Origin of the sequence: Bacillus sp. JH7 (assembly GCF_001563515.1) — a bacterium.
Lineage (GTDB): Bacteria > Bacillota > Bacilli > Bacillales > Bacillaceae_G > Bacillus_A > Bacillus_A cereus.
Window position 1 is genome coordinate 355,902 of the sequence record NZ_LPUS01000022.1, and the last position, 15,141, is coordinate 371,042.

The window sequence follows — 15,141 nt, forward strand, 5'->3', positions numbered from 1 at the left end:
ATGCAATCATTATTGCGTGAAGGCTTTTTGAAACTAGTGATTCAGAGATAGCTATTATTTTATATAATATTTGCCCCAAAACGAAAAATTAGAGTCTTTTATAGCAATGAAGTTCATTTTAAGAGCAACCTGTTCTGTGAGCTTAACGGTGATGGGCGGTACCCCTAGAATAAAGAAACAAGAGTAGTTAAACAGACTACTCTTGTTTCTTTTCCTTCTCTTCTTTTTCAATTTCAGATACAGATTTTGCTGGTTTTTTAATCATTTTATCTAATTCCCCAGAACAACCAAACTTATCCTCAAATTTATCTGTAGTACTTATACTTGCATCAAACCATAATTCCTTATCATTATTTATATATCCTTCTACAGAAGGAACTCCCATTGGACTTACATCATTTTTTGTAAATGTAATCGATTTTACATCTTTAATATTATAGTGAATATATTTTTCTACTCGTTCTTTTTGCTCGTTCCAAAACTTTTCTTCAATTTCTTTTTGTTTTAAATATTCCATAGTAAAATATCCTCCTGCTATGATCACCACAGCAGATACAATCAAAATCATTACTTTCTTCATTGGAAATCTCCTTATAAAAAGCCTACCAATGTATTCTTCTTAAAATGGGATACAGAAAATAAGAGTAGTACAAAGACTACTCTTGTTTTTTTTCTTTCTCTTCTTTTTCGATTTCAGATACAGATTTTGCAGTTTTTTTTATCATTTCATCTAATTCTCCAGAACGCGTAAATTTATTTTCAAAGTTTTTAGTTGTACTTATACTAGCTATAAAATCTAATTCTTTATTATTGTTTATATAACCTTTTAATTTAGGGACTCCCATAGGACTTACACCCTTTTCTATAAACGTAATAGATTTTACATCTTCAATATTATAATAAATATACTTTTCTACTCGTGCCTCTTGTACTTTCCAAAATTGTTCTTCTTTTTCTTTTTGTTTTAAGTATTCCATAGTAAAATATCCTCCTGCTATGAGTATCACAGCAGATACAATCAAAATCATTACTTTCTTCATTGGAAATCCCCTTATATTCCAAGCTAGTTAACATATGCTCTTTCTAAAGTAGGGTACAGAAACCAAGAGTAGTCGCAAGAACTACTCTTGGTTTTTTTCTTTCTCTTCTTTTTCAATTTCAGATACTGATTTTTCAGGATTTTTTATAAGTTTTCCTAATTTCCCAGAACGCGTAAATTTGTCTTCAAAGTTTTCAGTTGTACTTATACTAGCTGTAAAATCTAATTCTTTATTATTATTTATATAACCTTTTATATGAGGAACCCCCATTGGACTTATCTTATTTTCTGTAAATGTAATCGATTTTACATCTTTAATATTATAGTGAATATACTTTTCTACTCGTGCCTCTTGTACTTTCCAAAACTCTTCTTCTTTTTCTTTTTGTTTTAAGTATTCCATAGTAAAATATCCTCCTGCTATGAGTATCACAGCAGATATAACCAAAATCATTGCTTTCTTCATTAGAAATCTCCTTATAAAAAGCCTACCAATGTATTCTTCTTAAAATGGGATAGAGAAGACAAGAATAGTACAAAGACTACTCTTGTTTCTTTTCCTTCTCTTCTTTTTCAATTTCAGATACCGACTTATCAGGTTTTTTTATAAGTTTATCTAATTCCCCAGAACATCCAAAATCATCTTCAAAATTTTCCGTAGTACCTATACCAGCATCAAACCATAATCCCTTATCACCATTTATATAACCTCTTATATGAGGAACGCCCATTGGACTTACCTTATGTTCTCTAAATGTAATCGATTTTACATCTTTAATATTATAGTGAATATACTTTTCTACTCGTTCTTTTTGCTCGTTCCAAAACTTTTCTTCAATTTCTTTTTGTTTTAAATATTCCATAGTAAAATATCCTCCTGCTATAATACAAATAATGGATAAAACAATTACCAATTTCTTTTTCATTTAAAATCCCCTTGTATTTGAATATAGTTAAAATATACCATGAAATGAGTTGAGACATATGAGTGAATTTAAAAAGAATCCAATTGCGACAGATGAAGATTATTTCAAACTATCAGATAACGTTTATAATAAAGATTTTTTGCACGAAGAGGCAAAAATCAAAGGATCTAATGGTCAAGAATGGAAAGTTATAGAAACATTTGATGCAGATGACACAAAAGTGAAAAATGGATTACAAGCAATCGCTGTAGTACCCGCAGATAAGTATAAATCTGGTAAAAAACAGTATGACGATGTAATCATTGCATACCGCGGTACTGAATTTGGTAGATTCGATGGAGATAAAACCACAGATATAGTTCAAATTACACTTGGACAGAAAAAGAACCTTGGTGTAGCAGGTGAAAAGGTACCGACATCATTTGATAGTGCATTAGAATTTACAGAAAAAATTAAGAAAAAATATAATCCTACTTCTATTCACACTACCGGACATAGTAAAGGTGCTGCTGAAGCCCAGTATGTAGCAGCAGAAATGAATTGTTATGCAACAACATATGCTGCACCAAATATTTATAGATTACTAAGTGATAAAGCAAAAAAACGAGTAGATGAAGGCGTAATGGAAAATAAAGTAGTAGATTATACTCATAAAGAAGATGCTGTAGGAAATTTCAATCAATTTGGAGCACCTATGATTGGTAAACAATTTACAACAAAAAGTAATGGAACAGATAGTATTCTCGCGGCTGTATTTATGGGACAACATCCAATGTCAACATTTCTAGAAATGTTCCACAATAATGGTAGTGTTCGACTAGAATTAGAACCAGATGATATCATTCGTCATGCAAAAGAGATACAAAAAATAAGCGATATATTATCTGATATTATTAGAAATATAGAAATATTCCAACAACAAGAAGAAGAGGAAGTTGCGAAATTAAAGAGTCAATTGAAGCATGAGACAGGCCCTGGAGGAAAATATCATCTGTTAGAAGAACATGAAGTAGATGAAGCAATTAGAGAGGTTGCGAAAATATCCCAAAACGGAAAAGACTATTTTCATGATATACAACTAGCAGAAGAACTAATTCATCTTTTACGGAAAAAACAAAAAGAATTGATTCATTTTGGAGATGATATTGCTTATGCAGCTAATTCATTACGAGATAAAGATAATCAATTAGGAACAAATTTTGAAGGACTGGCGGCGAGATAATATGATGGATTTTATAGGGGAAATTCAAAAAATAGAGAAAGAAATAGAGAAAGCTACAGTTGGTGCAGTTGGAACTATTATAGATGAGTTGCAAGCTGTTAAAAAGCAATTAGAAAAAGAACTGCAACAATCACTTTTAAAAACTGATGTAGCATTCAAAACAAATAGCATAGTAGCAAGCCAAAAACATGCCATTCAAAAAAATAAAGAAGCATTTCATGATGTATGCAAAAGTTTATCTGAACAAGGAATTGAATTAAACAAAAGTTTTGAAAGCAAAACAGGTAGTGCAATAAAAGAAACATTACATAAACATCTCAATCAAATTCGAAATGAAATGATTTCTAAACAATATGATTTAATTAATAGTTGTGGAAAAAAATAAAAAATTTCTATTATTATTTTAATCTATATGTATTAGAAAAAGTCCCCTTATGTAGGACTTTTTCTAATACACGAATAGATGCTATATTATCAAGCATTGCTCCTGATTCCATTCTATGTAGCTTTAATTTCCTAAAAGCGAAATCTACAACAAGTTGAAGAGCCTCTATTGTATAGCCCTTAGCATTATGCTCCTTATCTAAAGTAAATCCCGTATAACAGCTTTGGAGGTCTCCCCTAACAATTTGAGTTAATGAAATGTCTCCGATCAGTTTATCATTTTCTCTTAAAAAGATTCCAAAAGGATTACTTGCCCTTCAGCTTTCTTTTTTCATACTTGTTCAAGACGTATTTTTTGATGTTATTTTGTATAAAAAACTTTTGGGAGCAACCTGTTCGAAAAATTGATAAAGAATAAGCGATTGAAGGATGAAAACAGAAGACTACAAGGAAAACTGTATGAACAAATATAATGAAACAAGGCTCTTACTTTGTAGCGGTATCCACGAAGTAAGAGCCTTGTTTTTTCTACTCATTTTTTATATCAGTCTTGATTTTCCAATGGAAAGGCACAGAAAATCTACTACAGAAGTTGTGATGCCTCTAGGATTAACAAATTCTTTAAATTTCTGTGTACTACGTACAAGCCCTCTACTTTTGGCATGTGCCTCTAATTCAGCTCGAACTTGTATTGTATCCGGATTCATTTTTCTAAAGAATGTTCAGAATATTTACGAGCATTGATTTCAAGTTTTTAAAACTCATTTATTGTAACTGTAAAATGTGGCTTGAATTTTACTTCGATTTTTTTCTTTTCTTCTGTACCTAGAATGTATAGTGAATCATTACGAGTATATATTTCTTTCACTGATTCCATCTTGGTTTCTATGATACGTTTGTCTTCGTATAGCATTATTAATTCAACTGTTGCATCATAATAGAACATATTCATAACCAGTTCAAATCCAAGTTTATCAATTTTACTATATCGATACGCACCTGCACCTGGAATATAGTAATCTTCTGGTTCGCTTTCGAAAATTTCTAGTAACTCATACTTATCATGTTTAATATCCAATATTCCTCAACCTTTTTGTCATAGATTACTTACTATGCTATTCATTCTATTCCTTTTTCTTTGCGGGAACAACTGTGATAACGTCACCTTTATCATTTATAACTACGTAGCCTTCGTCTCTAACGTATTTCCAAGTACCAGGATTGTCTCCTGGTTTGCGAGTGCCCGTTTTTATAATATCTTCAACTACATTTGGAGTCATTCCTCGAGGATCAACTTTTTTTAATTCTTCCATGTATTTATCTGATCCGAATGTATACCCTTTTCTTTCAGCTCGCTCACGTGCTCGTTTTGTAAGCTCCGCTCGAACTTGAACTGTATCAGGTGCCATTCTTTCAAGTGCATGTTCAGAGTACTTACGTCCATCAATGACGCCGCCACCTCTTGGCATACTCCATCCAATCTCTTCAGTTACCTTTGATACTTTTACTAAATCCTTCGCTTTTTGCTCTAACTCTTCATATTTACCAAATACTCGACCAATAACTTTAGGAGTGCCACCTACAACTGTAGAAACAGTTCCCCATACATAATCATTCGGCTCATATTTTCTGTCTGTGAAAAATTCTCTTCCATTTTATCTGGATCAACACGTACTTGCCTCAACTAATTTCCTTCCTTCACCTATATGTATAAAACTTCCAAATATAAGTATAGCAAATTGATAGAGTTGGTCCAGACATGATTCGTAAATGTGTACTTTTTAATATGTTAGCGGGCCCCATATTATTTAAATTAAGATGATTCAAGTCGGAGGAAGGCTCCTTAGGGTGTCTTTTCTTTATGAATAGAAAGCACGCCTATTTCCGTAGGTGTAGTAAATGATAACCCCTATTACCATTTATTTGAATATTTCTAAGTTGATATTATATAATTTAGATATATTTAAATTGTATTTTTATTATATAAGTAGTGCAAAAGAAGTTAGACTTTGTTATCATGTTCTACGAATTAAAATTATTTCAAGGAGGATTTTTTGTGTTTGGTATATTAAAAAAACAATGTCGATTCAATAAAATGTCGGCAATATCGTTAGGGATTTTTGTGTTTTATATGATTTTAAAGCAACTTATCGCACTAGTTTATTTCATTAGTGATGAACAGTTTGGCGGGATGAGCATTTCGTTTGACGCAATTGATTTGTAAGTTGTTCTAATAATTTATTTTTATTATCGTAGATCTAAAGAGCCTTTTACAAATCAAAATAATTTTACGATGAGTTTGCCAAAAAGCTTACTTTTAGGTCTAGTACTAACTGTAGTATGTAAATCCCTACCGCTGTTACTAGCAGACTTTATAAGTTTTCAGTCATCTAATCAAGTTGAATTAGAAAGCCAAGTAACGTTACCCATTTTAGTCTTCGCATTTTCTATTGCTCTAGTAGCACCCATTGGTGAAGAAATTGTCTATCGTGGTGTTATACAGCATGGAATTTTTAAAAATTCCTGGTTAGGTGTACTTGTTTCTTCAGCTATTTTTGCAGGTATGCATGTTAGTCTTCTTTCTTTAGAAACAATTCCATATTTCCTTTTGGGAATTGGTTTAGGTTGTACTTATAAGTTAACCGGGCGTTTATATGTGGGAATTATAATGCACATGATTAATAATTCGCTAGCAGTGATTGCTATTTATTATTTTTAACTAAAAGAATAAGAGAGAATATGCTACAGGTGAATATTAAGAAAATTAATTTGTTAATATCTTAACTCTATTTCAGACCGAACCGTCCGGTTTGAAATATTAATTCAAGTCAGAAGACACCTTTGGGTGTCTTTTTTTCTGCATTAAAAAGCCCACCTATTTTCCTAGGTAGGCCTTTTTTGATTTTGCATTAGCACGATGATATTATAACAAAACTCCTTAATCCTCAAACTCCCCGATTGTTCTTCTTTAATATACTTAAGATGATTCTATGTATATTAGTCTAAAGTACGAGCAGCTGCATAGAATGATCCAGAACCACCATTTCTGTGAGTAACTTTAAGCTTATATTTACCTTTTGGAAGAGTATTGTACGTATTTGTAAAACCCTTTCCTGCTGCTAACGATCCAGAACCAATAACATTACCTTTTGAGTCTTTTAAAGACCAATCAAGTGTACCTTTAGTATTGTTTGTCATATGAACTCTCATATCTGCTTTTTTTACATGCTCGAACGATACTTCTCTTTCACCATTTATCAGACTGAAATCATCTTTAAGTATTTGGGTACGTTGGATAATTGGTGCTGAATTTTTAGTATTATCTACACCTTCTGTACTTGCTGATGTTGCTCCAATCCCTCCAGTTAATACGATACCAGTTGTTAATGTTCCTACTACTAATTTCTTAAACATAATAAATCCCCCTTAAATATTTTTTATAACTTGCACCTTAAATGTATCACTTTTATATCTTTTGTAAATATTTTCAATTTGTAGAAATATTTATTTAATTATTAACAATATTGGGATTGCATTTTATCAAATGGAAAATAGAGGGATTTACAATGATATGTAATAATGCATAATAAATCAAGCGAATATCATGATATACTCTCAAAGAGCTGATACAAAATTTCTTTAGATTGGAAAACTAAAGTCTTATCTACCTAAAAGGAAGGCGCCTTATGGCGTCTTTTTTCTATTTTCAAAAGGACCTGCTCAATTAATTCTTAAAAACATAAGGTAAAGTGAACCCATTAAAATCCATGGAATGAACCCTAGTTTTACCCTCTAATCTAAAGGAGGCACTATTGTTATGGGATATGGTGGTAGTTGCGGTGAAGGCTGCGGTTTCGCTGGAGGATTCGCTTTATTAGTTGTATTGTTTATTTTATTAATCATTATCGGATGCAGTTGTTTCTGCTAAAAACTATTGGAAAAGGCACCCTTATATGGGCGCCTTTTTGTATATTAAAAACCTCCCTATTTCCGTAGGCAGGCTAAATGTGATTTTGCACAATTGAGTTATAGCAAAATCATTTATATTGAAAGTAATGAAAATTAACTTAGTAATCCTAATACCTTAATAATCTCAATTGTTTTATTATCTTTTATTTTAAAATAAAGCCTTTTCCCTATACGTTCACTAATTACAATATTTCCAAAGGCTAATTTACGCAAATGTTGTACAATCAAATCCTCTGTAATTCTTGTTTGCTTACTTAAATCAGAAACTGACAACGATCCATATGTAATCAATTTACAAACAATTGATAAGCGAGTAGAATTCCCTAATAACCCTAAAACTTTTATACTTTCGGTATAGAAACTAAAATCCATATGAAAAGCATGTAACAGATTTTCCAACCTCCTAAAATAAGATGAATATCAACCAAAATATCTTAACATAAAAATAGTAAAAAACACCCTAAAATATACCAATTATTCATTGAGAAAAATGATACTTGAATGGGAGTCCAATACATATTATTAAAATTAATGTGTATTGGACTTTCCATCCTCAATGAATGGAAAGTAGAGATGCTTCAATTATGTACCGATCTGGAGCGTCTCCTATATAGTCAAAAGGATAACAAGTTGTTAATGTTAATGTTGGCTCACTTTTTTCTACAATAACTGTTCGATCTTCTGAATCTGTTATCCAATGCTTGTTAATTTCATATGTATATGTTTTATTTTCATATTCCACGATAAGTTGGTCATTTTCCTTTAATTGACCAAGCTCGGTAAAAACAGTATCTCTATGTCCACTTAAAACTGTATGACCATTTCCAGATGGTGTAGTAGTTAAGTCACTAACAAACATACCTACACCCTTTTTTAGTACTTTATCATCAGCTCCCCAATATATAGAGTATTTCTTTTGTATTTTAGGGATAATTAAATATGCTACTTTATCTCCTAACTGATGGTTTACCTTTGAAGCGGGAATTTGCACAGGTTCTTCTTGTAATGAAGTGTCAATCTTTGTCTCTGTTTGATTGATGTTTTGCGTTTCATTTTCTTTAGAAGGTGTGGAGGTCTCATATTGTTTAGCCTCGTTAGTTGTTAACGACTCTGCTGATTGTCTAGCACTATACCATTCTAGAAAATAATAGGAAAAGATAGTAAGTCCAATAACAGTTAAACATAAGCCTATCCATTGTTTTTTATTCACTTTTATCACTCCATTTGAAAACGACAGGATTTCTCCTGCCGTTTTAAGGAACTATTTTATGCGTTTGTCTTTTTACGACGGAACATTAATACAGAACCAGCTAATGCTAATCCTAAGCTTGCTAACATCATTGTAACACCGTTTGATGCTGTATTAGGTAATTTTTCACCTTGTTTTTTCGTTTCTTTTTTCACAACTGTATTAGTATTTTTCTTTGTTTCTTTTGCAGTTGTTTGAGGCTTAGTTTGTTCTTGTTTATTATTTGTTGTTTGGTTATTTTGTTTTGAATTCTCTTGCTTAGTGTTTTCTTGTTTAACAGGTTCTTGTTTAGTGTTTTCCTGTTTAGTATTTTCTTGTTTAGGTTGTTCTTGAGGTTTAGTAGTTTGTTTATTTTCTGTTGTAGTATTTGTGCTCTTTGGATATTTATAATCTTCACATGGAATGCCGTCTTTATCATTATCTAAACGGTGTGGATCATTTCCAACACCATATCCATTTTGATCCCAGAATGCTTGAGCATCTTGTTGACTTTTAAAATGACCACAGTTTTTTGTATCATTAGGACTCTTAGCTGCAAATGCAGAAGAACTGTACCCCACTGTTAATAGTGTTACCGCTGTTGCTGAAGCTAATAATTTTTTCATAAATTTCTTTATCCCCCTAAATGGTATGTATTTACATTGAAATATTTTACATTTAAAAACCTGAAAATACAATAATAATTTGTAGATAAATGTAAGATTTCTAGATAATAATACCAAACTATTAATTCATATATTGTCATATTATGTCGAAAGAAAATAAAAAAAGAGCCAAAGCTCTCTTTAATAACTAATACTAACCATAGTCACTATTCTCACAGTAATATGAATTTGATTTATCACAACAAATATATGTTGTTTGTTGGATAAATAATGGCCTTGATGAGGCGTTAACTGAAGTGGCATTTAACATCCTCAAATAAGAAAGTCCTTGTATCTCCCTGGTGTTAATCTAATTGTTTGTGGAGTTGTGGATTTAAATGGTCTACTAGTCAATGTGACGAACGCAGCAAATACAAAGCTAAAACTAAAACGAATAAGAGTCTTAGTGTGGTTAGTTGTAAAATTTTCAAATAGAGTAATTGTAGAGTTAGGTGGAATTTCAAGACTTGTAAGGTTAGTTTCTGATCCGAAAATTGTAAGGGTCTCTATAAAACTGTTGGTAGAGTTTGAAGAGTTACATGATTATCTTTATTGGAATCAAAATAAACTTACACATCCAAACTATTGATAATAGCTAATATTTGATGATCTGTCCATTTGCCATTAATCCTTATATTTTCTTTCGCTATACCTTCTTTTTTAAACCCCACTTTTTCTAATACACGAATAGATGCTATATTATCAAGCATCGCTCCTGCTTCAATTCTATGTAGCTTTAATTCCCTAAAAGCAAAATCTACAACAAGTTGAAGAGCCTCTGTTGTATAGCCCTTTGCATTATGCTCCTTATCTAAAGTAAATCCCGTATAACAGCTTTGGAGGTCTCCCCTAACAATTTGAGTTAATGAAATGTCTCCGATAAGCTTATCATTTTCTCTTAAAAAGATTCCAAAAGGGTATACTTGCCCTTCAGCTGTCTTTTTTAGAGCTTGTTCAAGACGTATTTTTTGATGTTCTTCTGTATAAAAAACTTCTGGGAGCAATGGACAAACTCGTTGAAAAAATTCGCGATTTCTAATATGTAAGTTAGCTAACTCGTTGGCATCATCAGTTTTATAAAGCCGAATATAAATGTGCTTCCCTACTAGTTTCATAACATCCCTCCAACATTTTTATATGTCTAATGAGGCAAAAGTATACCGTATACTTTATACAGTTGGCTATTGTCAGGAATCATTTTGCACGAAAGAAAAGACACTCTATATGAGTGTCTTTTCCAATAGTTTTTAGCAGAAGCAAGAAGCTCCAACGATGATTAATAAAATGAATAACACAACTAATAAAGCAAAGCCTCCAGAAAAGCCACAACCGCCACAACTACCACCATAACCCATAATAGTTCCTCCTTTAGATAAGAGGGGAAAACTAAGGTTCACTCATGTATTTTAATGGATTCGTTTCATCTTATGTTTTTCCGCATTGATTGAGCAGGTCCTTTCGAAAACTATTCACATATTAACTATATTTTTAAAAATAAATAATTTAACTATATCAATAGATAGATAAATTAATATAATGTATTAATCCTAAAAGAAGGGAGGAATAGCCATGCAATTAGTTTGTTTTAAAATAGTAAGTGGTCAATATTTCTTATTTGTAGAAGGTATTCAAATTCCTGTACCAATTCCAGCAGTTGCTGCAGCTTTATTAATTGGTTTAGGAGTAATTCCACTTTGTTCTTAATGTAAAGAATTCGGACCATTCCTATCTTTCCATTGGAAAAGCCTCAAGTATATGAATACTTGAGGCTTTCTTTATATCAGAGAAAAAACACCTTACAGCGCTTGAAGATCTCCTGATTTAATTAATGTGGCCGTTACATCATCACCGAAAGTATTGAGACAGAATACTTGCTCGTCTACCTTATCCATCACTGTAGCTTCACCTATCACGCCACCTTGAAGTTTAATAAAATAGTTATGTTCTTCTACAATTTTACTAAAATCTCTATTTGCCCATCTTTCAGTAATTGCTAATAGCTCTTCTTTGTTCTTGAAATTGTTTCCGTTTAGAATATTTCTTACTTTCTCTGCATTCTTTTTGGACATAGGGGTTGCTCCCTTTCCTTCACACGCTTTTACTTTTTGATGAGTCATGCTATGCATAGCTGAAATAACTTCTTCTTCAGTAGAAGTTACTGTAATGTGAAGTTGTGCATTTGAACCTTTCACTTCTGCTTCATTCGATAGTATGTCTTCTTTATTAACCTCTGCAAAAACATGGTCCTCACCCTTAAGCGGGACTTCAGCAAACTGTAATATTCCATAAGTCATACCAGTTGCAAGTACTACTCCCCCTATAATAGATGCTAGCCAATACTTTAGCTTCTTATCCATCTTCATTTCCCCCGTCTTGGTTTACATATCTTAACTAAAGAATACCATATTTAATTCCTTTTTATTGAAGAGTCTCTAATTTCTACTATTTAAAAATATTCTCATCGTTTAATGTAATACGATATAATCATTTTATAATACAAAAAAACCCATATTCTCATTCCCTATTTTTTTGGAGGTGATTGTCTTGAATAAAAACATCAATCTACTTCTTCAAATAATAATTGGAATTATAATTATGATTGCACCTATTCTCATAACAGGATCTATATACGATGTCACTAAATCATTTGGTGAACTATTAGTGGCAGAACTTATTATAAGAACACTTTCTCTCATTATTGGACTTTTAGTTATTAGCACAGCTTTGCATCGTTATTCTCAATAATTATTCATGTTCAAAAAATACAAATATTTTACATACCAATTCTTATGTATTAAGACATCAAAAACAAGTGTTACGAAAGAAATATAAAAAGACATCTTTACCTCTTAAAGATGTCTTTTTTATTTAAATCTTAATGTTCGTTCTGTAAAACCCTCGCTGCCTTTACTCCCTCTTTCTCTTCTTTTAAAAACAACGATACGATAAAAGCAACAATGATAAAGACTAACCCTAGTGCAAATGCACCTTGGAATCCAGACGTTAAACCGTTTAACTTCTCTACTGGATCCATTGGATTTGCGGAACTTTCCATATAGCTAGCTGTTCCTGAAGACATTTTCGAAATAAAGATAGCTGTACCAATTGCGCCAGCTACTTGTTGCAGTGTACTAAACAGTGCTGTTCCGTGCGGATATAAATCTGGTGTTAATTGATTTAAGCCGTATGTTTGTGCTGTCATAACAAACATGAGTCCAACCATTAATACGCTATGCATGACAATAATTTGTACCATTGATGTATCAGGAGTAATGCCTTTAAATAAGAACATTGCAATTCCTACTAACACAATACCAGGAACGATAATAACTTTCGGACTAAATTTATCAAATAGTTTACCTGCGATTGGTCCCATTATGGCGCTAATAACACTTCCCGGAAGCATGATGATTCCTGATTTAAAAGCTGTAACGAGTAAAACTGTTTGCAGGAACATCGGTAATAAAGTCATCGTTGAAAATAACGACATCATCACAATGACGATTAATCCAACTGATAATGTAAACATCGGGACTTTAAATGCGCGTAATTCTAAAATTGGATTCTCAATTTTCAATTGTCGAAAGACAAAAATACATAATGAGATAAGCCCAACAAGTAAAGTGCCATACACTTTCGCATCGGACCATCCTAAGTCACCTGATGCACTAAAGCTATACACAAGTCCGCCAAATCCGAGTGTCGATAAAAGGATTGATGGGTAATCTACTTTTGGTCTTGTTAACTCTGAAACATTTTGAATGTACTTCATCCCAATCATAATGGAAATGATCACGATTGGAATAACAATGTAGAATAACCAGCGCCAATTTAATGAATCCACAATTACTCCAGATAATGTAGGACCAATTGCCGGAGCTGCCATCATCACAAGTGCGATTAATCCCATTGTCGCACCACGTTTTTCAGGTGGATAAATGATTAAAATTGTATTCATTAATAACGGTGTAATTAATCCCGTCGCTACTGCTTGGACGATACGGCCGACTAATAAAACAGAAAATGTCGGTGCGAATCCCGCAATTAATGTACCAGCTAAAAACGTTACCATAGCGATCAAAAACATTTGTCTTGTTGTGAGCCATTGCTGAAGTAACGCTGTAATTGGGACTAAAACCCCAACCACCAACATGTAAGCTGTAGAAAGCCATTGAATCGTTGAAGCTGTTACATCAAATTCTTTCATTAATACCGTTAACGCATTACCAAGTAATGTTTCATTTAATAATGCAACCATTGCCCCTAAAAGTAATGCAATTAAAATAGGGGTATGTTTCATATTAGAAGTATCAACTTTGCCACTTGCTGGGCTCTTAGTTGTCATATTCATTTGCAAATTCTCCTCCTGTTTCTTACTAAAAAACTTTAAATACACCAGAACACATGTAATATAATATACATATGTAGATTAAAAAGGGAGAATCAATTTTCAGCCACTGTATATTTAATCTACAAAAAAGGAGAATTGTAGATGAACGATAATGAAAAACAAATTGATTTACGTATTAGACGTACACATAAATTACTATGGGATTCCTTATTTGAATTAATGACACAATCAAAACAGAAATATAGTACGATCACAATTAACCAAATATGTGACCGCGCGATGGTACACCGAACAACCTTTTATAAACACTTTGAAGATAAAGATGCTTTATTAGCATTTGGATTTAAACGATACAGCAAGATGATTGCTGAAATACCGGTTTCAGATCGATTAAGTAAACCATTTCAAGTAATGGAACAATTTCTACATCATGAAGAAATCGGTAAAATATTAGAAACACAAATGTCTGATGAACAATTTATTAACCGGACACAGTATTTAAGTCACGAAACGAGAAAACAAGAAATAGAAGCGTTACATCAACTACGCAAAAATCATACGATGCCAAATGATTTAATCATTGAATTTTATTCAGGGGCAATCACCTCATTAAGCGCATGGTGGTTTAAAAATGAAAGAAAAGTTTCTGCTGCTGAAATGGATAGGTATCTCCACCAACTTATTAATCGGGATATTTTTCAGTTTGAAGAGGAATAAGACTACACCTTTTCAATCATGCAATAAAGTGAAACTTTAATCAGTGGGGGGTTTTGTTCATCCCCCGCTGATTATCAGCCCTCACCAATCGGACTTTTACGGACAGCCCGACCCCCACCTAACTTCTTTGCTTCCACTGAATTTTGAGATGGGGGTCTTACTGCCCGTTAAAGCGGGATCAAATTGACCACAAAATAGGAATATGATATATTTTCCGTAGAATACTATATAAGTATGACATCAAATAAAATGGCATATAATAAAAAGAAGAGATGCGCTAACATCTCTTCCTTAACTGCTACCGTATAGGGTGGTGGTTATTACACGTTACTATTTTTTACGAAACCCACCCTTTTGCTTCCTACGGCGCAGAGTGGGTTTTTTGTTGTCCTTATCCAGAAGTTGCTTCCGCAAAAAATACGCTGAAACTTCACGTACAGTCGCTTTTACAAATTCTTTTACAAGGTCAAACAAAAACTCCATATTATCACCCCCTTTCCTTCCAAATGGAAAGAAGGGATAACCACCCACCCTCACAATATGCAGTTACATATATTTTATCAAATGATTGTAAAGATATTATGTAAACCAAACAAATGAAATTTTACATAAAAAAAAGCCCTTCTAAACCGGGCTTTTC

22 protein-coding genes and 2 pseudogenes are annotated in these 15,141 nt (G+C 32.5%); 8 read left to right on the forward strand and 16 right to left on the reverse strand.

All coding sequences use genetic code 11. The features are described 5' to 3' along the window. Positions 1-196: 196 nt before the first annotated feature. From AU379_RS22330 to AU379_RS22345, 4 genes are all read right to left on the reverse strand, one after another. A complete protein-coding gene (locus AU379_RS22330) occupies positions 197-580 on the reverse strand; it encodes a DUF1433 domain-containing protein (protein ID WP_000757415.1) in 384 nt (127 codons plus the stop codon). A gap of 76 nt (positions 581-656) precedes the next feature. Beyond that, positions 657-1,040 carry a DUF1433 domain-containing protein gene (locus tag AU379_RS22335; protein ID WP_061139724.1) on the reverse strand — a complete coding sequence of 128 codons (384 nt, stop codon included), beginning with the start codon at positions 1,038-1,040 and terminating at the stop codon, positions 657-659. An 81-nt stretch (positions 1,041-1,121) separates the two neighbouring features. Next, the gene (locus AU379_RS22340; protein ID WP_000710032.1) at positions 1,122-1,505 is read right to left on the reverse strand and encodes a DUF1433 domain-containing protein; all 384 of its coding nucleotides are present in this window, start codon (positions 1,503-1,505) and stop codon (positions 1,122-1,124) included. Positions 1,506-1,581: 76 nt separating this feature from the next. Next, positions 1,582-1,965: a DUF1433 domain-containing protein gene (locus tag AU379_RS22345; protein WP_000728343.1), complete on the reverse strand. Its 384-nt coding sequence runs from the start codon at positions 1,963-1,965 to the stop codon at positions 1,582-1,584. 58 nt (positions 1,966-2,023) lie between these two features. Between AU379_RS22345 and AU379_RS22350 the strand changes: the two genes are divergently transcribed. After that, positions 2,024-3,187 carry a hypothetical protein gene (locus tag AU379_RS22350; protein ID WP_061139725.1) on the forward strand — a complete coding sequence of 388 codons (1,164 nt, stop codon included), beginning with the start codon at positions 2,024-2,026 and terminating at the stop codon, positions 3,185-3,187. A gap of 1 nt (position 3,188) precedes the next feature. Further along, the gene (locus AU379_RS22355; protein WP_044796009.1) at positions 3,189-3,572 is read left to right on the forward strand and encodes a hypothetical protein; all 384 of its coding nucleotides are present in this window, start codon (positions 3,189-3,191) and stop codon (positions 3,570-3,572) included. 55 nt (positions 3,573-3,627) lie between these two features. Here AU379_RS22355 and AU379_RS29715 read toward each other — a convergent pair. The 3 genes and pseudogenes from AU379_RS29715 to AU379_RS31265 form a co-directional block, all read right to left on the reverse strand. Beyond that, positions 3,628-3,962, reverse strand: a pseudogene (locus AU379_RS29715) (GNAT family N-acetyltransferase); the annotation flags it as partial. Between the two features lie 363 nt (positions 3,963-4,325). Next, positions 4,326-4,649: a hypothetical protein gene (locus AU379_RS22360; protein ID WP_000351757.1), complete on the reverse strand. Its 324-nt coding sequence runs from the start codon at positions 4,647-4,649 to the stop codon at positions 4,326-4,328. Between the two features lie 46 nt (positions 4,650-4,695). After that, a pseudogene (locus tag AU379_RS31265) lies at positions 4,696-5,226 on the reverse strand (hypothetical protein); the annotation flags it as partial. Between the two features lie 401 nt (positions 5,227-5,627). Between AU379_RS31265 and AU379_RS31030 the strand changes: the two are divergent. Together AU379_RS31030 and AU379_RS31035 are read left to right on the forward strand one after the other, a co-directional pair. Next, positions 5,628-5,795, forward strand: a complete 168-nt coding sequence (locus tag AU379_RS31030; protein ID WP_232487793.1) for a hypothetical protein — start codon at positions 5,628-5,630, stop codon at positions 5,793-5,795. A gap of 69 nt (positions 5,796-5,864) precedes the next feature. Continuing rightward, positions 5,865-6,290, forward strand: coding sequence for a CPBP family intramembrane glutamic endopeptidase (locus tag AU379_RS31035; RefSeq protein WP_232487794.1), 426 nt, complete (start codon positions 5,865-5,867; stop codon positions 6,288-6,290). A 278-nt stretch (positions 6,291-6,568) separates the two neighbouring features. Here AU379_RS31035 and AU379_RS22375 read toward each other — a convergent pair whose 3' ends face one another. After that, on the reverse strand, positions 6,569-6,985 hold the full coding sequence (locus AU379_RS22375) for a hypothetical protein (RefSeq protein WP_000473854.1): 417 nt from the start codon (positions 6,983-6,985) through the stop codon (positions 6,569-6,571). 403 nt (positions 6,986-7,388) lie between these two features. Here AU379_RS22375 and AU379_RS29730 point away from each other — a divergent pair, with 403 nt between their 5' ends. Next, a complete protein-coding gene (locus tag AU379_RS29730; protein WP_000540371.1) occupies positions 7,389-7,499 on the forward strand; it encodes a YjcZ family sporulation protein in 111 nt (36 codons plus the stop codon). A gap of 134 nt (positions 7,500-7,633) precedes the next feature. Here AU379_RS29730 and AU379_RS22380 read toward each other — a convergent pair whose 3' ends face one another. From AU379_RS22380 to AU379_RS29735, 5 genes are all read right to left on the reverse strand, one after another. Beyond that, entirely contained in the window at positions 7,634-7,912 is a 279-nt protein-coding gene (locus tag AU379_RS22380; protein WP_000347623.1) for an ArsR family transcriptional regulator, read from the reverse strand. A 181-nt stretch (positions 7,913-8,093) separates the two neighbouring features. Further along, positions 8,094-8,750 (reverse strand): class D sortase, encoded by a 657-nt coding sequence (locus tag AU379_RS22385; protein WP_061139726.1) that lies wholly within the window; start codon positions 8,748-8,750, stop codon positions 8,094-8,096. A 56-nt stretch (positions 8,751-8,806) separates the two neighbouring features. After that, positions 8,807-9,394 carry an excalibur calcium-binding domain-containing protein gene (locus tag AU379_RS22390; protein ID WP_061139727.1) on the reverse strand — a complete coding sequence of 196 codons (588 nt, stop codon included), beginning with the start codon at positions 9,392-9,394 and terminating at the stop codon, positions 8,807-8,809. Between the two features lie 608 nt (positions 9,395-10,002). Beyond that, positions 10,003-10,548 carry a GNAT family protein gene (locus AU379_RS22400; RefSeq protein ID WP_000779770.1) on the reverse strand — a complete coding sequence of 182 codons (546 nt, stop codon included), beginning with the start codon at positions 10,546-10,548 and terminating at the stop codon, positions 10,003-10,005. 132 nt (positions 10,549-10,680) lie between these two features. Beyond that, complete coding sequence (locus AU379_RS29735) at positions 10,681-10,788, reverse strand: YjcZ family sporulation protein (protein ID WP_000540375.1); 108 nt, start codon at positions 10,786-10,788, stop codon at positions 10,681-10,683. A 214-nt stretch (positions 10,789-11,002) separates the two neighbouring features. Here AU379_RS29735 and AU379_RS31155 point away from each other — a divergent pair, with 214 nt between their 5' ends. Next, the gene (locus tag AU379_RS31155; protein WP_001177693.1) at positions 11,003-11,137 is read left to right on the forward strand and encodes a hypothetical protein; all 135 of its coding nucleotides are present in this window, start codon (positions 11,003-11,005) and stop codon (positions 11,135-11,137) included. A 92-nt stretch (positions 11,138-11,229) separates the two neighbouring features. Here the strand turns inward: AU379_RS31155 and AU379_RS22405 are convergent, their stop codons facing one another. Further along, positions 11,230-11,790: a PRK06770 family protein gene (locus AU379_RS22405; protein ID WP_044584193.1), complete on the reverse strand. Its 561-nt coding sequence runs from the start codon at positions 11,788-11,790 to the stop codon at positions 11,230-11,232. Between the two features lie 187 nt (positions 11,791-11,977). Here AU379_RS22405 and AU379_RS30695 point away from each other — a divergent pair, with 187 nt between their 5' ends. Next, positions 11,978-12,178, forward strand: coding sequence for a hypothetical protein (locus tag AU379_RS30695; RefSeq protein ID WP_001038824.1), 201 nt, complete (start codon positions 11,978-11,980; stop codon positions 12,176-12,178). 130 nt (positions 12,179-12,308) lie between these two features. Here AU379_RS30695 and AU379_RS22415 read toward each other — a convergent pair whose 3' ends face one another. Further along, positions 12,309-13,784 (reverse strand): MDR family MFS transporter, encoded by a 1,476-nt coding sequence (locus AU379_RS22415; protein ID WP_061139728.1) that lies wholly within the window; start codon positions 13,782-13,784, stop codon positions 12,309-12,311. A gap of 141 nt (positions 13,785-13,925) precedes the next feature. Between AU379_RS22415 and AU379_RS22420 the strand changes: the two genes are divergently transcribed. Further along, positions 13,926-14,501, forward strand: coding sequence for a TetR/AcrR family transcriptional regulator (locus tag AU379_RS22420; RefSeq protein WP_000999273.1), 576 nt, complete (start codon positions 13,926-13,928; stop codon positions 14,499-14,501). A gap of 330 nt (positions 14,502-14,831) precedes the next feature. Here AU379_RS22420 and AU379_RS30700 read toward each other — a convergent pair whose 3' ends face one another. After that, positions 14,832-14,984 carry a hypothetical protein gene (locus tag AU379_RS30700; RefSeq protein ID WP_000394752.1) on the reverse strand — a complete coding sequence of 51 codons (153 nt, stop codon included), beginning with the start codon at positions 14,982-14,984 and terminating at the stop codon, positions 14,832-14,834. Positions 14,985-15,141 lie beyond the last annotated feature (157 nt).

What these genes read in the sequence shown, in the direction of transcription:
- AU379_RS30700 (WP_000394752.1), bottom strand. Translation starts at nt 14,984, where the DNA reads ATGGAGTTTTTGTTTGACCTTGTAAAAGAATTTGTAAAAGCGACTGTA.
- AU379_RS31155 (WP_001177693.1), top strand. Translation starts at nt 11,003, where the DNA reads ATGCAATTAGTTTGTTTTAAAATAGTAAGTGGTCAATATTTCTTATTT.
- AU379_RS22390 (WP_061139727.1), bottom strand. Translation starts at nt 9,394, where the DNA reads ATGAAAAAATTATTAGCTTCAGCAACAGCGGTAACACTATTAACAGTG.
- AU379_RS22355 (WP_044796009.1), top strand. Translation starts at nt 3,189, where the DNA reads ATGATGGATTTTATAGGGGAAATTCAAAAAATAGAGAAAGAAATAGAG.
- AU379_RS22380 (WP_000347623.1), bottom strand. Translation starts at nt 7,912, where the DNA reads ATGGATTTTAGTTTCTATACCGAAAGTATAAAAGTTTTAGGGTTATTA.
- AU379_RS22345 (WP_000728343.1), bottom strand. Translation starts at nt 1,965, where the DNA reads ATGAAAAAGAAATTGGTAATTGTTTTATCCATTATTTGTATTATAGCA.
- AU379_RS29730 (WP_000540371.1), top strand. Translation starts at nt 7,389, where the DNA reads ATGGGATATGGTGGTAGTTGCGGTGAAGGCTGCGGTTTCGCTGGAGGA.
- AU379_RS31035 (WP_232487794.1), top strand. Translation starts at nt 5,865, where the DNA reads ATGAGTTTGCCAAAAAGCTTACTTTTAGGTCTAGTACTAACTGTAGTA.
- AU379_RS29735 (WP_000540375.1), bottom strand. Translation starts at nt 10,788, where the DNA reads ATGGGTTATGGTGGTAGTTGTGGCGGTTGTGGCTTTTCTGGAGGCTTT.
- AU379_RS22375 (WP_000473854.1), bottom strand. Translation starts at nt 6,985, where the DNA reads ATGTTTAAGAAATTAGTAGTAGGAACATTAACAACTGGTATCGTATTA.
- AU379_RS22415 (WP_061139728.1), bottom strand. Translation starts at nt 13,784, where the DNA reads ATGAATATGACAACTAAGAGCCCAGCAAGTGGCAAAGTTGATACTTCT.
- AU379_RS22330 (WP_000757415.1), bottom strand. Translation starts at nt 580, where the DNA reads ATGAAGAAAGTAATGATTTTGATTGTATCTGCTGTGGTGATCATAGCA.
- AU379_RS22335 (WP_061139724.1), bottom strand. Translation starts at nt 1,040, where the DNA reads ATGAAGAAAGTAATGATTTTGATTGTATCTGCTGTGATACTCATAGCA.
- AU379_RS22405 (WP_044584193.1), bottom strand. Translation starts at nt 11,790, where the DNA reads ATGGATAAGAAGCTAAAGTATTGGCTAGCATCTATTATAGGGGGAGTA.
- AU379_RS22400 (WP_000779770.1), bottom strand. Translation starts at nt 10,548, where the DNA reads ATGAAACTAGTAGGGAAGCACATTTATATTCGGCTTTATAAAACTGAT.
- AU379_RS22350 (WP_061139725.1), top strand. Translation starts at nt 2,024, where the DNA reads ATGAGTGAATTTAAAAAGAATCCAATTGCGACAGATGAAGATTATTTC.
- AU379_RS22340 (WP_000710032.1), bottom strand. Translation starts at nt 1,505, where the DNA reads ATGAAGAAAGCAATGATTTTGGTTATATCTGCTGTGATACTCATAGCA.
- AU379_RS22420 (WP_000999273.1), top strand. Translation starts at nt 13,926, where the DNA reads ATGAACGATAATGAAAAACAAATTGATTTACGTATTAGACGTACACAT.